Raw genomic sequence first — 22,747 nt, 5'->3', positions numbered from 1 at the left:
GCCATCAACGTTCCAGCGACTGCCGGAACGCTGCGCTTTGCCCGGATTGGTCGAAAAGCCGTAGCCGACCTGGTAAGCCTGCCGTTCTCGGCCGCGTCAGTCAGGTTATCTCATCCGAACCGTTTGGTCGGTGTGCCTCGAACGCCTGCGCGCACCGCGAACAACCCGCCCTCCTGCGGGTTGGCCTGCAAATGCCTCTCGCTCATGGTAAACCGCGCCGAAGTGACGAAGAGGATATCAAAATCCTCGCCGCCGAAGGTACAGCTCGTGGGCCAGCTGCAGGGCAGGTCCACCACCTTGTCCAGAACCCCGTCAGGTGAAATGCGAACCAGGCAGCCGCCCCCCGCAACGCGACAGTTCCAGACATAGCCCGCCGCATCCATGCACGACCCATCCGGCAGGCCGCGTGGAAAGTCCGAGAAGAAAGGGCGCCTGTCGGTTATTCGCGACTGCACCCTGTCCCAGTGATAGCGAAAGATCTGGTTCTTGGTCGTGTCCGCCGTGATGAAGGTATCATTCGCTGTCCAGACCATCGTGTTGGTGATGCCGAAGCGATCGGCGCTGAGCGCCTCGACGATGCCGGCCGTGTCGACGCGATAGATCCGCCCCGCATCTCGCCAAACATCGCGTGGACGATCGTCGGCATCGATGTTGTTTTCCATGGTGCCGACCCAGAATGAGCCATCCGGGGCGACAATGCCCTCATTCAACCGTGTGTCAGGACTGTCCGGTTCGATCGTCGCGATCGTCCTGAAGGCTTTTCCAAAATCCCACAGAGCCACATCCTTTCGCAGCCCGACGATCGCGCCACCGTCCCTACGCAGGCCAATCGAGGTTGCGAGGTCCGGCGTCGGCCAACTCCGATGATCGCGAGTAACCGGATCGAGCTGGTGGATGCGTCGCCCGATGATATCCACCCAGATCAGCGTCTTCCTGTTCTCGTCCCAGAGCAGGCTCTCACCGACGATATCCTGGGCATCGAACACGAAGCCTGGCTGTTTCTCTCCGCTATCCACTACCCTTTTCCCTTCCTAACTGTCGCGTAGTCAACCGCTATTGACAGACAAGATTTCACAAAGATATACCCATTTCAAGAAAACATGTCATACAGGTTTTGGGCAAATGGTAAGCGATCGCGGCATAGGGCCTGACGAGACAAATCCCGGGCTGGTGAGTACCGCAATTCAGGCCATCACCCAGCACATCCGCGTTGAAGGCCTTGGCCCTGGCGACCTCTTGCCCAGTGAAGCCGACATGACCCGCAAGCTCAGTGTCTCGCGGACGGTGGTGCGGGAGGCGTTTCGGTCGCTGTCGGCGATGCGCCTCATCGACATGAGCGCCGGCCGGCGCGCCAGCGTTGCCAAGCTCGACATTGGCGCCATGTCGATGGTGATCGAGCACGGCGTCACGACCGAACAGATCAGCGTCCAGCAGGTTTATGATGTGCGCCGCACCATCGAAATGCGCACGGTGGCGCTCGCCGCACTCCGGCGGACCGACGCGGAGGCGGCTGAAATACAGAAATGCGCGCGGCTGATGCGCGAGAATTACCGTGCGCCCGAGATCGTCATGGAACACGACATCGCATTCCATGAGGCGATCGCGCGGGCCTCTCACAACCCGGTGTTTTCGTTGATCATCAACGCCTTCAGCGGCGTCACGCGACGCACTTGGGTGATCGGCTGGCGTACGCGTGTAACCGAGGAAGAACAGATCAAGATGATCGAGGGGCACGCGGATATTGCTCGGGCGATCATCGCGGGGAACCCGCAACTTGCCGCCGAACATATGGCCGCGCATTTCGACAAAAGCGTCAAGGCATTGATCGATGCGGGGATCGCATGAAAATCCGCTCGCTTGAGACCATTCGCATCGAAGAGCGGCCCAATCTGCTCTGGATCGAGGTGCATACCGACCAAGGCATTACCGGCCTTGGCGAAACCTTTTTCTTGGCCCGCACGGTCGAGGAATATGTCCATGAATATGTCGCGCCACGCGTAATCGGCCGCGATCCACTGCAGATCGATCTGCTTTCCGCGGACCTGGTTGGCTATCTCGGTTTCCGCTCAAGCGGGGTCGAAGTCCGCGGCAATTCCGCCTTCGACATCGCGCTCTGGGATATTTTCGGCAAGGCCATGAACCAGCCGATCGCGCAACTCCTGGGAGGCTTTTCGCGCCGGTCCATCCGTACCTACAACACCTGCGCCGGCACCGAATACATCAAGGACGGCAAGGGACAGACCACCGCGAATTATGGTCTGGGCACAAGGCAAGGATACGACGACCTGAACGGGTTTCTCCACCGCGCCGACGAATTGGCGGCGGAGCTGCTTGAGGACGGCATCACGGCCATGAAGATCTGGCCTTTCGACCATGCCGCCGAGAAAAGCCGGGGGCAAGACATCACCGCCGGCGACCTCAAAGCCGCGCTGCAGCCCTTCGAAAAGATCCGCAAAGCGGTTGGTGACAAGATCGACATCATGGTCGAGTTCCACTCCATGTGGCAGCTCTTGCCGGCGATCAAGATCGCCAAGGCGCTCGGGCCTTATGGCACGTACTGGCATGAGGATCCCATCCGCATGGATAGCCTCGCCGATCTCAAGCGCTACGAGGCCGCGAGCCCGGCACCGATCTCGGCGTCGGAAACCCTGGGCAGTCGCTGGGCATTCCGCGACCTTCTGGAGACCGGCGCCGCAGGCATCGTCATGCTGGACATTTCCTGGTGCGGCGGGCTTTCCGAAGCACGCAAGATCGCCGCGATGGCGGAGGCCTGGCATTTGCCGGTCGCGCCGCATGACTGCACCGGACCAGTGGTCCTGGCGGCATCCACGCATTTATCCCTCAACGCGCCCAACGCGCTCGTACAGGAGAGTGTGCGGGCATTTTACAGGACCTGGTACCGCGACCTCGTGACCGCGCTACCGGAAGTCAAGGACGGCATGATCACCGTGCCGCCTGGCCCAGGCCTCGGGCTGGAACTCAATCCCGACCTCGGTCGGGCCTACACCGTCCATCGCCGCGTCTCCGACAAGACGGACATCTGAAGAACACTCAACGGGAGGAATAGAAATGAAACGACTGACTGCAACGCTTTTGCTCGCCACGACGCTGCTTGCCGGGCCTTCCGTCGCCAGTGCCGACGGGCTCAACATCGTCTTTACACACCATTCGTCGGCCTCGAACACCTTCTGGCAGGCGGTGAAAAAGGGCTTTGACGATGCCTGCGGCAAGGTCGAGGCCAAGTGCAACATGATTTTCACCCAGACCGAAGGCTCGGTCGAGCAACAACTCGCCAACATGCGCGCCGCACTTGCCGCCAAGCCGGATGCCCTGCTGACCTCGATTGTCGACAACAAGGCGTTCGACGACGTCATCAAGGAGGCGCGAGATGCCGGTGTGTTGGTGATTGCCGTCAATGTCGATGACACCGAAGGCGCCAAGGGCAATGCGCGGCAGGCCTTCATAGGGCAAGGTTTCAAGCCGGCGGGCTATTCGCTCGGCAAGGCGATTTCCGAAAGCTTCCCGAAAGAGGGGCCAATCAAGGTTCTGGTCGGCATTTCCGCACCCGGCCAGAACTGGTCCGAAAGCCGTGGCGCAGGCGTGATGCAGTTCCTGGAAGAGTACAAGGCGGCCCATCCCGACCGCCAGGTCTCATGGGAGCGGATCGACAGCGGAACGGACCTCGCGATTACATCCGATCGTGTCGGCGCCTATCTCAATGCGCATCCCGACACCACAGCCTATTTCGACACCGGCTTCTGGTGCGCGGGCGTTGCGCGGTCGCTGCAGGACCGCGGCGTCGCGCCGGGCAAGGTACTCCTTGGCGGTTTCGATCTGGTGCCGGAAGTTCTGCAGCAGATGCAGAAGGGCTACGTACAGGCTTTGGTGGACCAACAGCCCTACATGCAGGGCTTCATGCCCGTCATGGAAGCCTACTTGAACAAGAAGGTAGGTCTGGCCCCCTCCGACATCGATACGGGTCAAGGCATCGTGCGCCCGGATCAGGCCGACGCGATCATGACGCTTTCCTCGCAAGGTCTGCGTTAAGCCCACGCGCGCCATGTGTTCGCCCGGCAGTGCTCGCACCGCCGGGTGGTCCCTTGCCTCGAATTCCTGGAGCCTGCCTTGAAACGCCTCTTCAAGACCTATCTGGAAAAGCCGGAACTGGCGGGACTGATCCTGCTGGTGCTTCTGGTGGTGATTTTCGAGATCCGCTCGAATGGCGTGTTCCTCAACCAGGATAACCTTCGCGGCATACTCGGCATTCTGCCGGAAACGGGCCTCGTCGCCATCGGCGTCACGATCTTGATGATCAGCGGCGAATTCGACCTGTCGGTCGGATCGGTGTTCGCCCTGATGCCGATGTGCATGGCGGTCCTCATGGTCGAAGGGGTGCCTTTCCCACTTGCCTTGCTGGCCGGGCTTATCGTTTGCGCGGTGATCGGATTTATCAACGGCTATGTGACGATCTGGTTCGAGATCCCGAGCTTCATCACCACGCTCGGCATGCTTTTCATCGCCCGGTCGCTGACGATCGTCGTCTCGGGCGGGTTTCCACCCTTGCTTCCCGCCGATCTTCCGAACTGGCTGTTCACGTCGTTCGTCGGCCCCGGCAACATGTTCCGCATGTCGTTCCTGTGGTTTGCGGGAATTGCCCTTTTAACGTCACTGATGCTTTCCAGAACCAATTTCGGCAATTGGATAAAGGCCACCGGCGGCTTCCACCCGGCTGCCGCCTCGATGGGCATCCCGACAGCGAGAGTAAAACTCGCATGCTTCGTGCTTTGCTCGATGCTGTCGGGTTTCGCCGGCATGTTGCAAGTGCTGAGGCTGGGCTCTCCTTTGCCTTCCATTGGCGAAGGCCTGGAACTCCAGGCGGTGGCCTCGGCGGTCATCGGCGGCGCTTCGCTCGCAGGCGGCATCGGTACGGTCGCTGGCGGCATCATCGGCACGATCCTCATCCGCATCATCGACAACGGGCTGGTGCTCTCCAATGTGGACGCGAACTGGTTCAAATTCGCGATCGGCTTCCTGACCATTTTCGCCGTCGTCGCCAATGCCTGGATGCGCAAGCGCGCCAAGGCGATCAAGATGGAGGGCTGAGCCATGGAAGACGCAATCATCTCCGTCCGCAATCTTCACAAATGGTATTCCGGCGTCCATGCGTTGAAGGGCGTGAGCCTCGACCTGAAGCGAGGCGAGGCACTTGGGTTGGTCGGCGACAACGGTGCCGGCAAATCGACGCTCATCAACATTCTGTCGGGCGTCCATACCGCCGACGAGGGCGAGATCCTGGTCGAAGGCAGACCGGTGCGGATCGCCAGGCCGCGCGACGCGATGAACCTCGGCATCGAGACCATCTACCAGTACAATTCGATGGTTCCCACCATGTCGATCGCCAGGAACCTGTTTATCGGCCGCGAACCGACGCTGTTTTCCGTATTCGGCGTCGGCATACTGGATCAAAAGAAGATGGGCAGCGAAAGCATCAAGGCGATCGCCAATGTCGACCTGCATCTGCGCTCGCCCGACGCACTGGTCGGTGAACTGTCAGGCGGCCAGCGGCAGGGCGTCGCCATCGCGAGGGCCATGCATTTCAAGTCGAAGGTGATGATCCTCGACGAGCCGACCAATCACCTTTCGGTCAAGGAGACCAGCAAGGTCATCGGCTTTGTACGTGGATTGAAGGCACAAGGGGTGACCGGCGTTTTCATCAGCCACAACATGCATCACGTTTTTGATTGCTGTGATCGCGTGGTGGCGATGGCGCGCGGCGAGGTCGTTCTCGACAAACGCATCGAGGAAACCTCCATCGATGAAGTTCACAACGTGCTTTGAGGGGCGGGAACGGTGATGACGAACCTTTCCGGTAAAGTTGTGCTCCTGACCGGCGGTCTGGGTTCGCTCGGCCGCGCCCAGGCTGCCGCGCTTGCCCGCGCTGGCGCGCGCGTGCTTCTGCTTGACCGGCCGGAGAATGCAGAAGGGCCCGGAATCGCAGCGGAATTGTCGGCGGCGAACAAGGGTACGATCGTCTATGTCGGTTGCGACTTGAACCAGTTGGCCGAAGCCGAGACAGCGGTCAAGGCGCTCGCCGACGAAGAAGGCACGATCGACATTCTGATCAACAACGCGGCGCTCATCATCAACCGTCCGTTCGAGGAATTCTCACTTGGCGAGTACGAGGACCAGATCCGTGTGAATTCGTCAGCCGCCTTCGCGCTGGCGCGCGCCTGCGCGCCTGGCATGAAGAAGAAAGGCCAGGGCAGGATCGTCAACTTCTGCTCGGTGACGCTGAACGGTCGCTGGGACGGCTACGTTCCCTACGTGGCTTCGAAGGGAGCCATGCTGGGACTCACCAAGTCGCTGGCGCGGGAATTGGGACCACACGGCATCACCGTGAACGCGGTGTCGCCAGGCGCCGTCGTTTCCGAGGCAGAGGAGCGCGTCTTCGGAGAACGGCTCGAGGAATACAATGACTGGATCCTTGCCAACCAATGCCTGAAGCGACGCATCGAGCCGCAGCATATCGCCGATCTCGTGCTGTTCCTCGTCTCCCCGGCATCGGACATGATCAGCGGTCAGAACATCAACATCGATGGCGGATGGTAGCCATGGCTGCTTTTCAATGAGCAATGGCGATGAGATCGAACTTGCCGATGGGCGTGCGAGCGTCGTGGTGCGCCCCCGCGAGGGCGCTGCCATCCTGCGCTACGACGCGCTCCGCACCGGCCGAGCACCGACGCCTGTGCTTGAGCCATCGAGGGGTCTGCTGAAGTTCGGGTCCCAACTGCTGATCCCTTGGTCAAACCGCATTTCCGGCGGCGGCTTCGAGTTTGACGGGCGCTTCCATGCGATAGAGCCCAATGTCAACGGCGAGCCGTTCCCACTCCACGGCGACGCATTTCAAAGGCCGTGGCGGTTGACGAGGCGAACCGGCACTGAAATGGAGCTGGCTCTGGAGGATGGGGCGATCGGACCCTACCGCTACCATGCGAGCGTCCGCTATGCATTGGAGGATGGCGCGTTGTCCGCCGTGCTGGCTGTCGAGAACCGAGCCGCCATACGCCTGCCCTACGGGCTAGGCTTCCACCCCTGGTTTCCGCGCCGCCCGCGCACTCTGCTCCAAGCATCGGCGCGCAGTGTCTGGTTGGAGGACGACCGACACCTGCCGACGGGGGTGGTGCCGCTGGCCTCCCGGCCGGACTGGGATTTTTCGCAAGCCGCGCCGCTTCCCGACGCCTGGGTCAACAATGCCTTCGAAGGCTGGAACGGGCACGCCTCGATCATCCAGCCGGATGACGCTATCGCCGTCACGATCGAGGCGTCGCCCTCGCTGAATGTCTTCGTCCTCTATTCGCCGGCACGAGACGCTGATTTCTTCTGCTTCGAACCCGTTTCACATGTGGTGGATGCTCATCACGGCAGCGGCCTGACCACGCTGGAAAAAGGCGGATCGACAAGCGCGCATTTGCGGTTACGTTGGGATGAGCTGTAGCGCCACATCGGAAGTCGCGACGCAGTGCAGTGACATCGTGACAAAGGCCATTTTCGTTGATCGCCTGTCGCTTGGTACATGCTGCTTCAGGGCGTGTCGGCTTGAAGAGGCCATGCGCACCTCATAACATCGAACCATCCTGCGTAACGACGAGAGTGCAATGACAAACATGACGTTTCTGCCTGACGATGGCGTCTTTCTCGGCCGCGCTCGATCGGCTGATGTGCCTCACCCACTCGTGGTCACGGTGCGTGACGCCACCGTCTTCGATATCACCTCGATCGCAGCGCCGACCGTGCGGGACATCTGCGAAATGGCCGATCCGGCAGGTCATGTGCGCTCGGCCAAGGGCAAGCCGATCGGCTCGCTCGACGACATCGCGGCCAACAGTTTTGCGGCCAATCGCGATCCGGCAAAACCCTATCTCCTCTCCCCGGTCGACCTGCAGGCGGTCAAGGCGTCGGGCGTCACCTTCGTCGTCAGCCTGCTCGAGCGGGTGATCGAGGAACAGGCGCGCGGCTCGGCGGAAAAGGCCGACGCCATCCGCGCTGACATTGCCGGGCTGATCGGCCATGATTTGTCGAAGCTCAAGCCGGGTTCGCCGGAAGCCATGGAGATCAAGGCCAAGCTGATCGCGCGCGGCGCCTGGTCGCAATATCTGGAAGTCGGTATCGGTCCCGACGCCGAGATCTTCACCAAGTGCCAGCCGATGGCCTCGGTCGGCTTCGGCGCCGATGTCGGCCTGCACCCGGTGTCGACCTGGAACAATCCGGAGCCGGAGATCGCCATGATCGCCGCCTCGAGCGGCAGGATCGTCGGCGCCACCATCGGCAACGACGTCAATCTGCGCGACGTCGAAGGGCGCTCCGCGCTGCTGCTCGGCAAGGCCAAGGACAACAACGCTTCGGCGTCGCTTGGACCCTTCATCCGACTGTTCGACGACACCTTCTCGATCGACGACGTGAAGCGCGCCGTGGTGCGCCTCAAGGTCGAGGGCGAGGATGGCTTCTCGCTGGAGGGCGCAAGCTCGATGGCCGAGATCAGCCGTTCGCCCGAAGAACTGGTAGCCGCCGCTATGGGGCCGCACCACCAGTATCCGGACGGGCTGGCGCTCTATCTCGGCACCATGTTCGTGCCGTCGAAAGACCGCGGCGAAAAGGGCAAGGGGTTTACCCACAAGGTCGGCGACATCGTCACCATCTCGTCGGAAAAGTTCGGCGCGCTGGTCAACCGGGTGCGGCTGTCGCCCGATTGCCCGCACTGGACCTACGGCGCCAGCCATCTCATGCGCGACCTGGCAAAGGCCGATCTGATCTAAGAACCTGCCCACAACGCCATGACCTTGCTTGGCGTGGATGCCATCTGGGCCGCCTTCACCACCGGTGCTCTGGTCGTGCTTGGCTTGGCGATCGACCGGCTGATCCGGCCTTGGCGCCACTGGCACGCCGGACACAGCGGGGACAATCCGCTCGGCTGAGCCTCGCCGCCAATCATCATCCGGCCGCCCGGAAAAATCACCCCGACTGATGCAATCTGATGGGACCGTTGATGGCGCCGCGTCAGGCGCCAACTACATCTGCAGATGGAGGCTTGCCATCCGTCGAAAAAGGGAATGCTCTGAGGCATCCGAGCGGCGCTGGCAAAAGACGCAATCCGGCCGACGCCGGAACAAGAGACGGATCATCTTCAACCGGGAGGAAATCAAATGCTGACAAGACTGAGACTTGTGCTCTACGGCCTGCTGGTCGCGCTGACGGTCATTCCGGCAGCGGCGCAGGCCAAGACCTTCTACTGGATTTCGCACGGCGGCCCGGCCGACCCGGTCTGGACCTACTTCCTGGCCGGGGCCAAGCAATGGGCCAAGGACACCGGCAACACCGTCAACACCTCGTTTCACAATGGCGACGTCGCCTCCCAGCAGGAAGCGGTTCGCGCCGCCCTCTCGGCCAAGGCCGACGGCATCGTCACCACCAGCCCCGATCCGGGCAGCCTCGTCGAGATCGTCAAGGAAGCCCGCGCGGCCAACATCCCTATCATCAACTTCAACACGCCTGATCCAAAAGCCAATTTCAATGCCTATGTCGGCGGCGACAACGTCACCTTCGGCAAGCATTGGGCGCAATATCTGGTCGACAAGGGCCTGGTGAAGAAGGGCGACTTCGTCTGGATGCCCGTCGAGATCCCCGGCGCCACCTATGGCGTCCAGGAAGAGGAAGGCATCAAGAGCGTGTTTGGACCGCTCGGCATCACCTACGAAGTGACCGAAGCAACGCTCGACCAGGCCGAAGTGATCAACCGCATGGTCGACTACCTCACCGCCCACAAGGGCAAGGTCAACGCCATCATCGGTCTCGGCGACCTCGTCACCGGCTCGATCAAGCGGGTGTTCGACCAGGTCGGCGTCAAGCCGGGCGAAATCCCCGTTGTCGGCTGGGGCAACTCGCTCGACACCACGCAGGAAGTGCTGAACGGCTACGTCAATGCCGGCCAGTGGCAGGACCCGCAGGCGACCAGCTATGTCGCGCTGTCGCTCGCCAACATGGCGGCGTCAGGCATTCCTCCGGGCTTCAACGTCATCACCGGCGCGCTCTATGAGAAGGACACCGCCGGCATCTACGACAAGATACTGTCCGGCAAATAAACCGCGATCCCTGGCGCCGTGTCCGTCTGGCTCGCGGCGCCAGATATCTTCTTGCGTCGCGACAATCCATCCGAGGCGGTGGAGATCGCGGCCCGTTCCAAACCATGTCGCGGGTTCCCAGTGGAAAATCATTCGCTTGTCCAACGCCTGATTGCGCGGCCTGAATTCGGTCCCTTCGTGCTGCTCATCGTCGAGATCGGCGTTTTCTGGGGCTTCAATCACGACTTCCTGTCGCCGCAGAACATCTCCAACACCCTGGCCTTCACCGTCGAGCTCGGCCTGATCGCGCTGGCGATGACCTTGCTGATGACGTCAGGCGAATTCGACCTGTCCGTCGGATCCCTGTTCGGCTTCTCGCCCGTGCTGATGTGGACGCTGTTCAACAGCGGCGTCACCTCGCTGGAAATGGGCTTCGTTGCCGCGCTGGTGGTTGCCGCCCTGATCGGCCTGGTCAATGGCTGGTTCGTCACGCAACTCAAGATCCCGTCCTTCCTGGTCACGCTCGGCATGCTGCTCGTGGTGCGCGGCAGTGCGCTTTTCATCACCGACGGTTTTCCGCAGCGCACCTGGAGCGCCGAGGGCAGCTGGCTGGCAGAGGCGCTGGTCGGCGACTTCTTCATCGGGCCGTTCCGCATCTACATGTCGCTGTTCTGGTTCATCGCCGCGGCGATCGCGCTCGGCTATGTGCTGACGCAAAGCCGGACCGGAAACTGGATCCAGGCGGCGGGCGGCAATCCCAACGCCGCGCGCGCCCGCGGCGTCAATGTCAACCGCGTCAAGATCGGCCTGTTCGTGCTGTCGTCGCTCATGGCCTCGCTGGCCGGCGTCATCTCCTCGCTGCGAACTTCCGCCGCCAATCCCAATAGCGGCACCGGCTACGAACTCGAAGTCATCGCCATGGTGGTGATCGGCGGCACGGCGCTGACCGGCGGACGCGGGACCATCATCGGCACCGTGCTCGGCATCCTGATCCTGCGCGTGATGCGCAACGGCATCGTGCTGATCGGCGTGCCCGGTCTTGCCTACAATATCTTCATCGGCGCGATCATCCTTGGCATGATGGCGCTCCACTCATGGCTGGAACGCCGGCACCAGGCAGGGACTTGAACCATGGCCGAGCCATTGATCCGCATGCAGAACATCCGCAAGTCCTACGGCCGCGTGCAGGCGCTCGAGGACGCCAATTTCCATGTCAACGAGCGCGAGATCGTCGGCCTGCTCGGCGACAATGGCGCCGGCAAGTCGACGCTGATCAAGGTCTTGTCGGGCGCGGTGCCGCTGACCAGCGGCGACATCTTCATCCGCGGCAAGAAGGTCACCTTGCGCAGCACCAGCGACGCCATCGCGCAGGGCATCGAAACGATCTACCAGGATTCCGCGCTGGTCACGCAACTGTCGATCGCCCGCAATTTGTTTCTCGGGCGCGAGCCGATCAAGCCGCCGCGCTTCCTCAACCGCATGGACCAGGAGGCGATGAACACCGTCGCCCGCGACCTGCTCAAACAGGTCGGCATTTCGAAGAACATTCCGCCGACGACGCCGATCGGCTCGCTCTCCGGCGGCGAACGCCAGGCGGTGGCGATCGCGCGCGCCATGCATTTCGACAGCGACCTCATCATTCTCGACGAGCCGACCAACAATCTCGGCGTCGCCGAGACACAAGGCGTGCTGAGCTTCGTGCGCAACGCTCGCGATTCCGGCCATTCCTGCATCTTCATCGCGCACAACATCCATCATGTCTTCCAGGTGGTCGACCGCATCGTCGTCATGCGCCGGGGCAAGGTGGTCGCCGATGACATCGACCCGAAGAAGACAACCGTGACGGAAGTCGAACGGATCATCACCGGCATGTCGGACAAGGAAATTCGCGAAGCCATCGCCGACGGCATGCCGCCGCACTGAGGGCGGAAGCCGCCTTGTCGAAACAGCCAAACGCGCATCGCGGTGATGGTTGTCGATCACCCGTCCCTCGGATCGCATCGGCTGCGAAATTGCTTGTCTGGCGCACGATCGCATCGGCGCATAGGGTTGCGGCATGAAGGCCACCGTCTCCGACATCGCCAGGAATTGCGGACTCTCGACCGCGACGGTCGACAGGGTGCTCAACAACAGGCCGGGCGCCAGCGCCGCCAACCGGCAGCGCGTCATGGAAGCCGCCAAGCAGCTCGGCTATCTGCCGGTCGCCGACCAGGTTACGCTTCCCTCCAAGCCCGCAAACCTTGAATTCTTCCTGCCGATCGGCGGCAACGCCTTCATGCAGGATCTGGCAAGGCACATCGAGGACTATGCATCGCGCCTGCCGCTGGTCGCTTCGTGCCGGATCCACAACCTCGCCGGCATCTCGCCGAACGCACTGCAGAGCGCCGTAGAAAATCTGTCGCTGAGGGCCAATGGCGTCGGTGTCATCGCCATCGACCATCCGCGAACCCGCAACATCCTGCGCGACATTGTCGAGGCCGGCATCCGCCTGGTGACGCTGGTGTCCGATATTCCTGCCGCTCCCCGCTCGGCCTATATCGGCATCGACAACCGGGTGGCGGGCCGAACGGCGGCACTTCTGATGGGCCGCTTCCTCGGCGGCCGCGAGGGCCATCTGGCGATGGTCGTCGGTTCGCGCTCCTATCGCGGCCATGAGGAGCGTGAAATGGGCTTTCGCTCAGTGCTCGGCGAAGAGTTTCCCAACCTCACCGTGACCAGTGCCGTCGAGATCAACGACGAACCGGATGCCAGCTACGCCGAAACCATGAAGGCGCTGCACAACGAACCGGAACTGCTCGGCATCTATTGCGTCGGGGCCGGACGCTCCGGCGTTGCCAAAGCCATCCGGGAAGCCAGGCCCAACCGCAAGCCGGTGTTCATCTGCCACGACCTGACGCGGGAAACCCGCGGCTATCTCGTCGACGACCTCGTCGACGTCGTCATCGACCAGAACGCCAGGCTGATCGCCGAACAGTCGGTTATCCGCCTGCTCGGCTCCATCGCCTCATCGGCGCCCTATCTCACCCGGAAATTCATCGAGCCGCGCCTGATTTTCAGGGAAAACGTGCCGGTGCAATAAGGCCGGCGCCTCGGAAAAGCCGGCTTCTTGGATTTGTCTGATAATTGATACGGCAAATCTGCACAGCTGCTATGCACAATTCATTGTTGCCGAATCATTGGGCAACTCGTAAGTTTTGGTTGTCGGCCATCTACTCCTCCCAGATGCGATGCCGACGCTGAATGGGGTGCACCTCCTCCCGCGCCACATTCGAAATCGAGCCCGCTGCCACCTCCTCCCGGCAGCGGGCTTTTTTCATTCAGCATCGGAAATTCCTTTGCCCGCGCCAAAGGGCGCCAAGCATCGCCTCGATCATACGCCGGCAAATCGCCAACAGTCGCGGCGGATTTCAACCGGCGGCGGCGCCCCGGAAGGAAACGATCAACCCTTCGGCCATCCGCACGAACTGCGTGCTCGGACCTTCGGCGCCCACGGTCTGCACGCTGACACGGGCGCCTTCGAACAGCAGCGACAGCGTATCGGCAAGCAGTTCGGCCTGACCGATGCCCGCACCCCGGCATAGCGTCACAAGGCGTTCGCGCTGGGCTTCCTTGAGTTCCTTGATCACCAGCCTCGCCGGATGGTCAGGCTCGGTCAGCTCAGCGGCGGCATTGGCCATGTCGCAGCCGCGGCCGTCGGTATTGAGCATGGCAGCCGCCTTGCCAACCCAGGCATGCAGCTGCGCGAGCTTGTCGCCGGGAAACTCGGCCTCGAAAGCGTCCCACATGGCGCCGGCCTTGGCCGCGTTGGCGCGCAGGCACTCGACGATCAGTTCGTCCTTGGATTCGAAGTGACGATAGAGCGTCATCTTGTTCGTGCCGGCAGCTTCGGTGATGGCGTCGACGCCGACGCCCTTGATGCCGTGCTTGTGGAACATGTCGCGTGCCGTCTCCAGAATCCGATCCCGGGGACGAGAGCGCTCCACGACGCCGTCTGTCATCATGATCTCCTTTCGTTTCCAAAAAACCCTCGGCCACCTCTTGACTAGGGTGTTACCGGTCTGTAACTTCCAGAATGTTACTTACTGGTAACACCTATGTCGCCCGCCGTCAATAACAAGGCCGTGAACTGGTCCTGCCAGATGAGACGGACGAGAAACTGCCAATCATGCGGCTCCGGCCGGTGAGGAAATGAAAAACGGTTCGCGAGCATGGGCTGCGAATCGACAGACAAGGAGCCGGCCAATGCCACAGCGCCGCGATCTTACCATAGATGAGGCCGTCCGGGATCCGATGATCCGGCTGGTCATGAAGGCAGATGGGGTCGACCCCCGCGCCCTCGAGAAGATGCTTCGCTCGCTTGCCGATGGGCAGCGTCGCGAGGTGCCGTTGCTGCGTTCACGGGAAGTCTCCCGTGACGGGCACGGCCAGTTATCCAGAGTTGCCAGCGCCTTCGGGCGGGCAAGAGCAGCCGGCGAGGCATGTGTGTCGTGGTAAACTTCTTCATTCACCGTCCGATCTTCGCCTCGGCGATCGCCATCATCATGGTGCTCGCCGGGACGATTTGTTATTTCCTGCTGCCGGTCTCGCAGTTTCCAGACATCACGCCGCCCCAGGTCGTGGTCAGCGCCCACTATCCGGGCGCCAGCGCGCAAGTCGTGGCCGACACGGTGACGACGCCGCTGGAGCAGCAGATCAACGGCGTGCAGGGCATGACCTACATGTCGTCGACGAGCTCCAATGACGGCTCCTCGACCATCACCATCACCTTCGATGTCGGCTACTCCCTGAGCACCGCCGCCGTCGACGTCCAGAACCGCGTCTCGCAGGCGGCCTCGTCGCTGCCGGCGATCGTCAACCAGGGCGGCGTGACGATCAAGAAGCAGAACCCGAACTTCGTGCTCATCGTCAACCTCACCTCGCCCGACAAGTCGGTCGATCCGGTGGCGCTGTCGAACCTCGCCTACCTGCAGGTTGTCGATCCACTGAAGCGGCTGCAAGGCGTCGGCGATGTGCAGATTTTCGGCGAGCGGCGCTATTCGATGCGCGTCTGGCTCGATCCGGACAAGCTTGCCAATCTCGGCATCACCGCCGTCGACGTGCAGAATGCCATCTCCGAGCAGAACGTCCAGGTGGCGGCCGGCAAGATCGGCCAGTCGCCGGCGCCCGCCGGCACCGCCTTCGAGATGCAGGTCAACGCTGTCGGCCGCCTGAGCGACCCGAAGGAATTCGGCGACATCGTGGTGCGCGCCAACACCGACACCGGCTCGCTGGTGCGGCTGCGCGACGTCGCGCGCATCGAACTCGGCGCGCTGCAATATTCGTCCTCGGCCTTCTTCGGCAAGGACCCGACCGTGGTGCTCGCGGTCTACCAGATGCCCGGTTCCAACGCGCTCGACCTTCAGCAGCGCGTCAAGGACAAGATGCAGGAACTGTCGGCGCGTTTCCCGAAGGGCGTGTCCTACGCCATGCACTACGACACGACGCGCTTCGTCTCGGCGTCGATGCATGACGTGCTGATCACGCTCGGCGAAGCGCTGGTGCTGGTCGTCGCGGTGGTGTTCATCTTCCTGCAGAGCTGGCGCACGACCATCATCCCGACCATCGCCATTCCGGTGTCGCTGGTGGCGACACTGGTCGTCATGGAGATGCTGGGCTTCTCGCTCAACATGCTCTCCCTGCTCGGCATGGTGCTGGCGATCGGCCTTGTCGTCGACGACGCCATCGTCGTGGTCGAGAATGTTGAACGACAACTCGAGGCCGGGCTGAAACCATTGGCGGCGACGAAGGCCGCCATGGCCGAAGTCACCGGTCCGATCATCGCCACCACCGCCGTGCTGATGGCCGTGTTCGTGCCGGTCGCCTTCATTCCGGGCGTCTCGGGTCGGCTCTACAACCAATTCGCGCTGACGGTGGCGATTTCGGTTGGCATCTCGGCTTTCAATTCGCTGACGCTGAGCCCCGCGCTCAGTGCCGCTTTCCTGCGCCATAGGCATGGGCCACAGTTCTTCCTGTTCCGCTGGTTCAACACCGGCTTCGACAAGCTGTCGCATGCCTACGCCCATGGCGTGCGCTTCCTCATCCGCCTGCGCTGGATCATGCTTGGCCTGTTTGCGGCCGGGCTGGTCGCCACCTATTTCGTCTGGCAGAAGCTGCCCTCGACCTTCCTTCCGGTCGAGGACCAGGGCTATTTCTTCGTCGTCATCCAGTTGCCCGACGGTGCCTCGCTCGAGCGCACCGACGCGGTGGCCCAGAAGGCGCGCGACATCCTGCAGGCGACGCCCGGTGTCGACATTGTCGGCTCGATCAGCGGCCTGAACTTCCTGACCAGTGCGGCGCAGTCGAACTCGGCGGTCGAGTTCGCCATCCTCAAGCCCTGGGAAGAGCGTGGCCCCGACCAGAGCGCGTCGAAGCTCGTCGCCGACGTGCGCGGCAAGCTGATGCAGATTCCGGAAGCTTTCGCGCTTTCCTTCGATCCGCCTTCGATCCCGGGCATCGGCACGACCGGCGGCTTCGAATTCGTCGTCGAGGACCTCACCGGTCGCGGCAGCACCGCCCTTAACGACGCGACGCAAGCCGTGATCGCCGAGGCGCGCAAGCAGCCGGAAATCAATCCGCAGCAGCTGTTCTCGCCGTTCTCGACCTCGACGCCGCAATTCAACTACGACCTCGACCGCAGCAAGGCCAAGCTTCTCGGCCTCAACCTGCCCGATGTCTTCAACACGCTGCAGATCTATCTCGGCTCGCTCTACGTGAACGACTTCAACCTGTTCGGCCGCACCTTCCGGGTGACCATCCAGGCCGACAAGGATGCACGTGCGGGCGCCGCCGACATATCGAGGCTCTATGTGCGCAATGCCTCGGGCGGCATGGTGCCGCTCTCGACGCTGGGCAAGCTGGTGCCGTTCGTCGGGCCGGAAACCGTGCCGCACTACAACAACAACGCCTCGGCCTCGATCAATGGCGGTGCCGCGCCGGGCTTCTCCTCGGGCCAGGCTGTCGCTGCCATGGAACGGGCGGCTGCCACCGCGCTCCCCAGGGATTTCGGTTTCGAATGGACCGGCATCACCTTCCAGGAACTCAAGGCGGGATCGATCGCGTCCGTCGTCTTCGGCCTCGCCATCGTCTTCGTCTTCCTGATCCTGGCGGCGCAGTATGAGAGCTGGGCGATGCCGTTCATGGTGCTGCTGGCGGTGCCATTGGCCTTGTTCGGCGCCTTCGCGGCCCTGTCGGTGCGCGGCATGCAGATCGACGTCTACTCGCAGATCGGCTTCGTCATGCTGATCGGCCTGGCGGCCAAGAACGCGATTCTGATTGTCGAGTTCGCCAGGCGGCGGCGCGAGGAGGGCCTCAGCATCGTCGAGGCGGCGATGGAAGCCGCGCGGCTGAGGCTGCGGCCGATCCTGATGACGGCCTTCGCCTTCATCCTTGGCGTGCTGCCACTGATGTTCGCCACCGGCGCCGGTGCCGCAAGCCGCCAGTCGATCGGCACCACGGTGTTTGGCGGCATGGTCGCCGCGACCATCCTGTCGCTGGTGTTCGTGCCGGTCTTCTACGCGGTCATCGAACAGTTGCGGGAGCGCCGCGAAAGCGGCGAACCCGCCTCCAAGCATACTGAACCAACTGCCGAACCCGCCTTCCCTCCCCTGGCGGAAGCGGCCGAATAAGATTGGAGAAATATTATGCGTAAATGGAAAATTGCTTTGGGAGCGGCTGTCGCGCTGGGCGCGATCTCCGTGGCCAGCGTCCACCTGCTCGATATGGGAAATCTCAGGCTGAGCACCGGCACGGCCGGTGCGGCAACGCCCGCTCCGGCGGCATTCGTCATGCCGGTGCCGGTGGCGAGCGTGGTCAAGAAGACGATCCCGATCTATCTGGACTATGCCGCCCGCATCGAGCCTATCCGCAGCATCACGCTGCAGGCGCGCGTGCCCGGCTATTTGCAGGAACAGACGGCGCAGGACGGCGCGGATGTGCGGCAAGGCGACGTTCTCTACAGGATCTCGCCCGACGACTTCCAGGCCGCGCTCGACCAGGCGAAAGCCCAGGTCCAGCGCGATACGGCGACGCTCGACTATGCGCGGTCCAATCTCGGCCGCGGCACCGAGCTTGCCAAGAGCGGTTACCTGGACAAGGACAGCTTCGACCAGCGCACCAGCACCTTGCGCGAAGCGCAGGCGTCGCTGGCGCTCAACCAGGCGGCCGTGCGCACGGCGGAGCTCAATCTGAGCTACGCCGAGATCCATGCTCCGTTCCCCGGGCGCCTTGGCCGCAACCAGGCTTCGGTCGGAACGCTGGTCAGCGTCGCCGGCACGGTGCTCAACACGCTGGTGCAACTCGACCCGATCTATGTCACCTTCAATCCGAGCGAGACGGATCTGGCCGAGATCGAGCAGGCCCGCGCGGCCGGCCCGGTCGATGTCGAAGTCCTGCTGCCGGGTCAGACCGAGACCAGCCAGACGGGCGAACTCACCTTCATCGACAACACGGTCGATCACTCGACCGGCACCATCACCGCGCGTGCCACCATCGGCAATGCGAAGTTCACGCTCATGCCTGGCCAGTACGTCCGCGTGCGGCTGCATATCAGGCAACAGCCGGACGCGCTGATGGTGCCGCAGACGGCGCTGGGTTCGAGCCAGCTCGGCAAATATCTCTACGTCGTCGGCAAGGGCAACACGGTCGACCAGCGGCTGGTCTCGCTCGGGCCGACCAGCGGCGACCTTGTAGCTATCTTGAGCGGCGTCTCGGAAGGCGACCAGGTGATCACAGGCAATCTGCAGAAGATCGGACCCGGAATGCCGATCTCGCCACTGCCACAGAAACCGGCTACCTGACACCCCCGCAGGCCCGGTTTCCGCGCGGCGCCCTCGACCTACCCACGGGTCGTGGGCGCCGTATTCACAAGCAGGCCGACAAGAGCGGCCACATCGGCACGGTCGGCCTTGGCCGGCGGCATGAAGGCGCAATAGGGGTTACCGAGGCGCACCGAGACCGATGACAGCGCGATCAGGCGCCCAGCCTCCAGATCGGCCTGCGCCATCACACGCTGGCCGAGCGCAATGCCCAGACCCAACCTCGCCGAGGCGATCGCCAGGCTGGACAGGCCGACGCGCCGGCCATGCGACGGGTCGGGCGAGCGGCCGCCTCCACATGCCGCGAACCAGTCCGCCCAGCTTGGGTGCGAGGCATAGTTCGGCCCCCAATTGGTGTGGATGAACAGGCTCTCATGCAGGTCCGTGAGCCCCGGATCGCCATTGCCGTGCCGGTGCCAGAATTCCGGCGCGCAGACCGGTAGCACATCGTCATGGACGAGGCGCACCATCCTCAGGCCGGGATAGTGATAATCGCCATAGGAGATGCGCAGGTCGACATTCTGGCGTACCAGATCGATCGGATCGTCTTCGGCCCGCACATCGATCGCCATATGCGGGAAGGCCTCGAGAAGAGCGGCCAGCCTCGGCGCCAGCCACAGCTCTGCCAGCGAGAACGGCACGCTCACGACAAGCCGTGTCCTCAAGCCGCCTTCCAGCATGCGCTGGGCGATGGCGGCAATGTCACCCAATGCCCGCGCGGTCTGCGGGTAGATGGCGTGACCGGCGTCTGTCAGGGTGATGCGGTTGCCAGTGCGTACGAACAGCTGCTTGCCGAACCATGTTTCGAGATTGCGGATCTGCTGGCTGACCGCCGCCGAGGATACGCCAAGCTCACTCGCGGCCAAAGTGAAGCTGCCGGCGCGGGCCGCGACCTCGAAGGCCTTGATCGCGTTCAGTGGCGGCAGTTTTTCCATGCCAAGCTCCATAAGTTTTTCTTGCTCATTCCTAATAATTTTCGCCGTTGAGAGAAAGAATTTTTTGTGATCTTCTGTGCCCAACCGATGGAGCACGCGACATGAAAGACATTCTCGATCTCGACCGTTATCCGCTCGACCGCGAAGGCAGCGCCGAATGGAAGCGCCTCGTCGAACAGTCGATCGAAGCCCTCCGGACCGACGGCATGTTCAATCTCGAAGGTTTTCTGCGGCCCGGCGTCGCCGAACAGGCGGTGCGGGAAATCAAGCCGGTGATGGACACGCAGTCCCATGTCCACAAGCGCATGCACAACATCTACTTCAAGCCCAGCATTCCCGAACTCGCACCCGACCACCCCGCTTTGCGCAAGGTCGAAACCATCAGTCACACTGTGTGCGCCGACCAGATTCCGGACAGCACCGTGCTTGCCATCTACGAATACGAGCCGCTCGTGCATTTCCTGGCGGCGACGATGGGCAAGGCAAAACTGCATGTCATGCAAGACCCACTGGCCCGCACCAATGTCATGGCCTATCGCGTCGGCGAGGCGTTGAATTGGCATTTCGACCGCTCGGAATTCACCACGACGCTGCTTTTGCAGCAATCGCAACGTGGCGGCGACCTCGAATACCGCACCGATCTCAGATCGGATGACGACCCGAACTATGAGGGCGTCGCCAGGCTGCTCGAAGGCCGTGATCCCGACGCCAAGATCCTGCGCATGAAGCCGGGTACGCTCAATGTGTTCCGCGGCAAGAACACCGCGCACCGCGTCACCACGGTCGAAGGCGAGCGCGAACGCATGATCGCGGTGTTCTCCTACTACGAAAAACCAGGCGTGATGTTCAGCGCCGAGGAGCGGGTCGGCTTCTACGGCCGCGCGGCCTGAGCCGTCCAAACCGCGTCCGTATCGGAAATGCCGGACGACGATGAAAAATCCGAAAATGCCATCTTGTTAGATTGTCGACAATCTGATTGTCTTGCCCAGTGTACTCGCTGGAGTGGGCCGGATGGTGACGACGGATTTCAGCCCGATTGCCGATACGACGCGTCGCGCCGAAATCGTCGCGCTGCTGCGGCGCGCCATCCTGACCGGGCAACTGCAACCTGGCCAGAAGCTCAACGAACTGAGGATTTCGGAACAGATGCGGGTCAGCCGCGCGCCATTGCGCGAGGCGATGCGCGAGTTGGTGCAGGAAGGCATCCTGACCAGCATTCCCTATGCTGGCACCTTCGTCATCGACGTCACCGCCAAGGACATCGACGATGCCTATTCGCTCAACCAGGTGCTGGATGAGTTCGCCATCGAACGAACATGGCCCCAGCGCGACCAGCGTTTCTTCGATGAACTTGACCGGCGCCACGAAGCGGTGAAGCAGGCGACACGCAACCTCGACACCACAAGGCAGATCGAAACCGCGCTGCAACTGCACGGACTGATCTATGAATGGGCCGACAATTCAGTGCTTCTGGAAACCTGGCAACGACTGACCAGCCGGCTTCAGATGTATTTCGCGCTGCACCAGCATGCGCGCAACGAGCCGGTGCCGGCCGAAGACGTCCATGAGATCTACGTGCAACTGATGAAGGGCGCCGATATGCGCGCTGCCCAGCGTCATGCACGCGAACATATCAATCTCGACTTCGAGCAGTTGCTTTCCTATGCGCGCAGCCTCGAACAGCGTCCGTCAATGGGCGCCTGACCAATTCCCAGACATCGCAGCCAGCGGACAGACAGAAGTGCAGATCAAATCCATCAAAGCCTACCATGTCGTGCAGCCCTTCGTGGACGGCCCCTACCGCATGTCCAAGGGGCGCCAGGCCGACGCCTTTGACACGGTGATCGTCGCCATCACCGCCGATAGCGGCCTGACCGGCTGGGGTGAAATGGCGCCGCTCGGCAATTTCTACTCGGCCGCGTTTCCTGCAGGAACACGCGCGGGCGTGCCGGAAATCGCGCCGCATCTCATCGGCCACGATCCGCGCGGCCTCGCCAGCATCGGCCGGCTTATGGACACGGTGTTCAAGGGCCATCCCTACATCAAGTCGGCGCTCGACATGGCCTGCTGGGATCTCGCCGCGCGCGCCGCCGATGTGCCGCTGGTGACCATGCTAGGCGGCCGCGAGAGCGACATGGCGGAGACCTACCGGGTCGTCACCCACGGCACGCTCGATCAGATGGCGGCACTGGCAAAAAGGATCAGCGCGGAGGGCTGTCGGCGTTTGCAGGTCAAGGTCGGCGGCAATGTGCACGACGACATCGAGCGGGTGACGACGGTCGCCTCGGCCGTGCCGAAAGGTACGGTGATTTTCTGCGACGCCAATGCCGGCTGGACACCCTATCAGGCACGGCAGTTCGCCGATGCCACGCGCGGCATCGACTACACGTTCGAGCAGCCCTGCACGACGATCGAGGAGAACATGTCGGTGCGCCGCATGCTCGACAAGCCGATGGTGCTCGACGAATCCGTCACCTCGCTGGAAGCGATGCTGGAGATTCACCGCCTGGGCGCGGCCGACGGGTTGACGCTGAAGATCTCGCGGTTGGGCGGTGTGACCAAGACCCGGCAGATTCGCGACGTTGCCGTCGACCTCGGCTTCATGATCACTGTCGAAGACACAGGCGGCGCCGAGATCGACACGGCAGCGATGGCGCATCTGTCGCTGTCGACGCCGGAGGAGCGCCGGCTGCATGCCATTGCCTTCCATCAATGGGTGACGGTGCGCACGGCCTTCAACGCCCCGCCGGTCACCGGCAGCCATATGGGCGTTCCAGACGGACCCGGCCTCGGCATCGACGTGGACCCGAGCCTGCTCGGCAAGCCATTCTTCGAGATCGGCTGA

At 62.5% G+C, this 22,747-nt stretch carries 21 protein-coding genes; 18 read left to right on the top strand and 3 right to left on the bottom strand.

Translation table 11 applies throughout. From position 1 onward, the window contains the following. Nucleotides 1-110 precede the first annotated feature (110 nt). A complete protein-coding gene (locus ACLGL5_RS17380) occupies nt 111-1,016 on the bottom strand; it encodes an SMP-30/gluconolactonase/LRE family protein (protein WP_069091643.1) in 906 nt (301 codons plus the stop codon). A 106-nt stretch (nt 1,017-1,122) separates the two neighbouring features. Here ACLGL5_RS17380 and ACLGL5_RS17375 point away from each other — a divergent pair, with 106 nt between their 5' ends. The 13 genes from ACLGL5_RS17375 to ACLGL5_RS17315 all read left to right on the top strand — a co-directional run bounded on the left by ACLGL5_RS17375 (nt 1,123) and on the right by ACLGL5_RS17315 (nt 13,194). Next, the gene (locus tag ACLGL5_RS17375; RefSeq protein WP_069091642.1) at nt 1,123-1,845 is read left to right on the top strand and encodes a FadR/GntR family transcriptional regulator; all 723 of its coding nucleotides are present in this window, start codon (nt 1,123-1,125) and stop codon (nt 1,843-1,845) included. Further along, entirely contained in the window at nt 1,842-3,044 is a 1,203-nt protein-coding gene (locus ACLGL5_RS17370; protein ID WP_064983189.1) for a mandelate racemase/muconate lactonizing enzyme family protein, read from the top strand. The genes ACLGL5_RS17375 and ACLGL5_RS17370 overlap by 4 nt, the downstream gene beginning before the upstream one ends. Nucleotides 3,045-3,069: 25 nt before the next feature. Then, nucleotides 3,070-4,047 (top strand): sugar ABC transporter substrate-binding protein, encoded by a 978-nt coding sequence (locus ACLGL5_RS17365; RefSeq protein ID WP_069091641.1) that lies wholly within the window; start codon nt 3,070-3,072, stop codon nt 4,045-4,047. Nucleotides 4,048-4,125: 78 nt separating this feature from the next. After that, entirely contained in the window at nt 4,126-5,103 is a 978-nt protein-coding gene (locus ACLGL5_RS17360; RefSeq protein ID WP_019856899.1) for an ABC transporter permease, read from the top strand. A gap of 3 nt (nt 5,104-5,106) precedes the next feature. Then, the gene (locus ACLGL5_RS17355) at nt 5,107-5,838 is read left to right on the top strand and encodes an ATP-binding cassette domain-containing protein (protein ID WP_010914799.1); all 732 of its coding nucleotides are present in this window, start codon (nt 5,107-5,109) and stop codon (nt 5,836-5,838) included. Between the two features lie 15 nt (nt 5,839-5,853). Next, nucleotides 5,854-6,609, top strand: coding sequence for an SDR family oxidoreductase (locus ACLGL5_RS17350; RefSeq protein ID WP_069091640.1), 756 nt, complete (start codon nt 5,854-5,856; stop codon nt 6,607-6,609). 16 nt (nt 6,610-6,625) lie between these two features. After that, nucleotides 6,626-7,495, top strand: coding sequence for an aldose 1-epimerase (locus tag ACLGL5_RS17345; protein WP_069091639.1), 870 nt, complete (start codon nt 6,626-6,628; stop codon nt 7,493-7,495). A gap of 160 nt (nt 7,496-7,655) precedes the next feature. Continuing rightward, on the top strand, nt 7,656-8,813 hold the full coding sequence (locus tag ACLGL5_RS17340; RefSeq protein ID WP_019856895.1) for a fumarylacetoacetate hydrolase family protein: 1,158 nt from the start codon (nt 7,656-7,658) through the stop codon (nt 8,811-8,813). An 18-nt stretch (nt 8,814-8,831) separates the two neighbouring features. Continuing rightward, a complete protein-coding gene (locus ACLGL5_RS17335; RefSeq protein WP_019856894.1) occupies nt 8,832-8,972 on the top strand; it encodes a hypothetical protein in 141 nt (46 codons plus the stop codon). Nucleotides 8,973-9,200: 228 nt separating this feature from the next. After that, on the top strand, nt 9,201-10,136 hold the full coding sequence (locus ACLGL5_RS17330) for a substrate-binding domain-containing protein (RefSeq protein WP_019856893.1): 936 nt from the start codon (nt 9,201-9,203) through the stop codon (nt 10,134-10,136). A 120-nt stretch (nt 10,137-10,256) separates the two neighbouring features. After that, nucleotides 10,257-11,243 (top strand): ABC transporter permease, encoded by a 987-nt coding sequence (locus ACLGL5_RS17325; protein WP_020628799.1) that lies wholly within the window; start codon nt 10,257-10,259, stop codon nt 11,241-11,243. A 3-nt stretch (nt 11,244-11,246) separates the two neighbouring features. Continuing rightward, entirely contained in the window at nt 11,247-12,038 is a 792-nt protein-coding gene (locus tag ACLGL5_RS17320) for an ATP-binding cassette domain-containing protein (protein ID WP_019856891.1), read from the top strand. A gap of 133 nt (nt 12,039-12,171) precedes the next feature. Next, nucleotides 12,172-13,194, top strand: a complete 1,023-nt coding sequence (locus ACLGL5_RS17315) for a LacI family DNA-binding transcriptional regulator (RefSeq protein ID WP_038645303.1) — start codon at nt 12,172-12,174, stop codon at nt 13,192-13,194. A gap of 328 nt (nt 13,195-13,522) precedes the next feature. Here the strand turns inward: ACLGL5_RS17315 and ACLGL5_RS17310 are convergent, their stop codons facing one another. Next, nucleotides 13,523-14,113 (bottom strand): TetR/AcrR family transcriptional regulator, encoded by a 591-nt coding sequence (locus ACLGL5_RS17310; protein ID WP_069093353.1) that lies wholly within the window; start codon nt 14,111-14,113, stop codon nt 13,523-13,525. A 489-nt stretch (nt 14,114-14,602) separates the two neighbouring features. Here ACLGL5_RS17310 and ACLGL5_RS17305 point away from each other — a divergent pair, with 489 nt between their 5' ends. Continuing rightward, nucleotides 14,603-17,779 (top strand): efflux RND transporter permease subunit, encoded by a 3,177-nt coding sequence (locus ACLGL5_RS17305; protein ID WP_064983574.1) that lies wholly within the window; start codon nt 14,603-14,605, stop codon nt 17,777-17,779. Nucleotides 17,780-17,794: 15 nt separating this feature from the next. Next, a complete protein-coding gene (locus tag ACLGL5_RS17300; RefSeq protein WP_019856885.1) occupies nt 17,795-18,949 on the top strand; it encodes an efflux RND transporter periplasmic adaptor subunit in 1,155 nt (384 codons plus the stop codon). Between the two features lie 38 nt (nt 18,950-18,987). Here ACLGL5_RS17300 and ACLGL5_RS17295 read toward each other — a convergent pair whose 3' ends face one another. Further along, on the bottom strand, nt 18,988-19,902 hold the full coding sequence (locus ACLGL5_RS17295) for a LysR substrate-binding domain-containing protein (RefSeq protein WP_032920999.1): 915 nt from the start codon (nt 19,900-19,902) through the stop codon (nt 18,988-18,990). Between the two features lie 101 nt (nt 19,903-20,003). Between ACLGL5_RS17295 and ACLGL5_RS17290 the strand changes: the two genes are divergently transcribed. The 3 genes from ACLGL5_RS17290 to ACLGL5_RS17280 all read left to right on the top strand — a co-directional run bounded on the left by ACLGL5_RS17290 (nt 20,004) and on the right by ACLGL5_RS17280 (nt 22,747). After that, nucleotides 20,004-20,792, top strand: coding sequence for a HalD/BesD family halogenase (locus ACLGL5_RS17290; protein WP_069091638.1), 789 nt, complete (start codon nt 20,004-20,006; stop codon nt 20,790-20,792). A 121-nt stretch (nt 20,793-20,913) separates the two neighbouring features. Beyond that, nucleotides 20,914-21,606, top strand: coding sequence for a GntR family transcriptional regulator (locus ACLGL5_RS17285; protein WP_069091637.1), 693 nt, complete (start codon nt 20,914-20,916; stop codon nt 21,604-21,606). A 37-nt stretch (nt 21,607-21,643) separates the two neighbouring features. Then, a complete protein-coding gene (locus tag ACLGL5_RS17280; RefSeq protein WP_069093352.1) occupies nt 21,644-22,747 on the top strand; it encodes a mandelate racemase/muconate lactonizing enzyme family protein in 1,104 nt (367 codons plus the stop codon).

It is taken from the genome of Mesorhizobium sp. U510 (genome assembly GCF_059180695.1).
Note: the sequence above shows the minus strand (reverse complement) of the source record. Positions and strands in the feature narration are given on the sequence as shown.

Bases quoted from the DNA above. Each gene is read 5' to 3' on its own strand.
- ACLGL5_RS17375 (WP_069091642.1), top strand. From the start codon at position 1,123: ATGGTAAGCGATCGCGGCATAGGGCCTGACGAGACAAATCCCGGGCTG.
- ACLGL5_RS17370 (WP_064983189.1), top strand. From the start codon at position 1,842: ATGAAAATCCGCTCGCTTGAGACCATTCGCATCGAAGAGCGGCCCAAT.
- ACLGL5_RS17365 (WP_069091641.1), top strand. From the start codon at position 3,070: ATGAAACGACTGACTGCAACGCTTTTGCTCGCCACGACGCTGCTTGCC.
- ACLGL5_RS17355 (WP_010914799.1), top strand. From the start codon at position 5,107: ATGGAAGACGCAATCATCTCCGTCCGCAATCTTCACAAATGGTATTCC.
- ACLGL5_RS17350 (WP_069091640.1), top strand. From the start codon at position 5,854: ATGACGAACCTTTCCGGTAAAGTTGTGCTCCTGACCGGCGGTCTGGGT.
- ACLGL5_RS17345 (WP_069091639.1), top strand. From the start codon at position 6,626: ATGAGCAATGGCGATGAGATCGAACTTGCCGATGGGCGTGCGAGCGTC.
- ACLGL5_RS17340 (WP_019856895.1), top strand. From the start codon at position 7,656: ATGACAAACATGACGTTTCTGCCTGACGATGGCGTCTTTCTCGGCCGC.
- ACLGL5_RS17335 (WP_019856894.1), top strand. From the start codon at position 8,832: ATGACCTTGCTTGGCGTGGATGCCATCTGGGCCGCCTTCACCACCGGT.
- ACLGL5_RS17330 (WP_019856893.1), top strand. From the start codon at position 9,201: ATGCTGACAAGACTGAGACTTGTGCTCTACGGCCTGCTGGTCGCGCTG.
- ACLGL5_RS17320 (WP_019856891.1), top strand. From the start codon at position 11,247: ATGGCCGAGCCATTGATCCGCATGCAGAACATCCGCAAGTCCTACGGC.
- ACLGL5_RS17315 (WP_038645303.1), top strand. From the start codon at position 12,172: ATGAAGGCCACCGTCTCCGACATCGCCAGGAATTGCGGACTCTCGACC.
- ACLGL5_RS17310 (WP_069093353.1), bottom strand. From the start codon at position 14,113: ATGACAGACGGCGTCGTGGAGCGCTCTCGTCCCCGGGATCGGATTCTG.
- ACLGL5_RS17300 (WP_019856885.1), top strand. From the start codon at position 17,795: ATGCGTAAATGGAAAATTGCTTTGGGAGCGGCTGTCGCGCTGGGCGCG.
- ACLGL5_RS17295 (WP_032920999.1), bottom strand. From the start codon at position 19,902: ATGGAAAAACTGCCGCCACTGAACGCGATCAAGGCCTTCGAGGTCGCG.
- ACLGL5_RS17290 (WP_069091638.1), top strand. From the start codon at position 20,004: ATGAAAGACATTCTCGATCTCGACCGTTATCCGCTCGACCGCGAAGGC.
- ACLGL5_RS17285 (WP_069091637.1), top strand. From the start codon at position 20,914: ATGGTGACGACGGATTTCAGCCCGATTGCCGATACGACGCGTCGCGCC.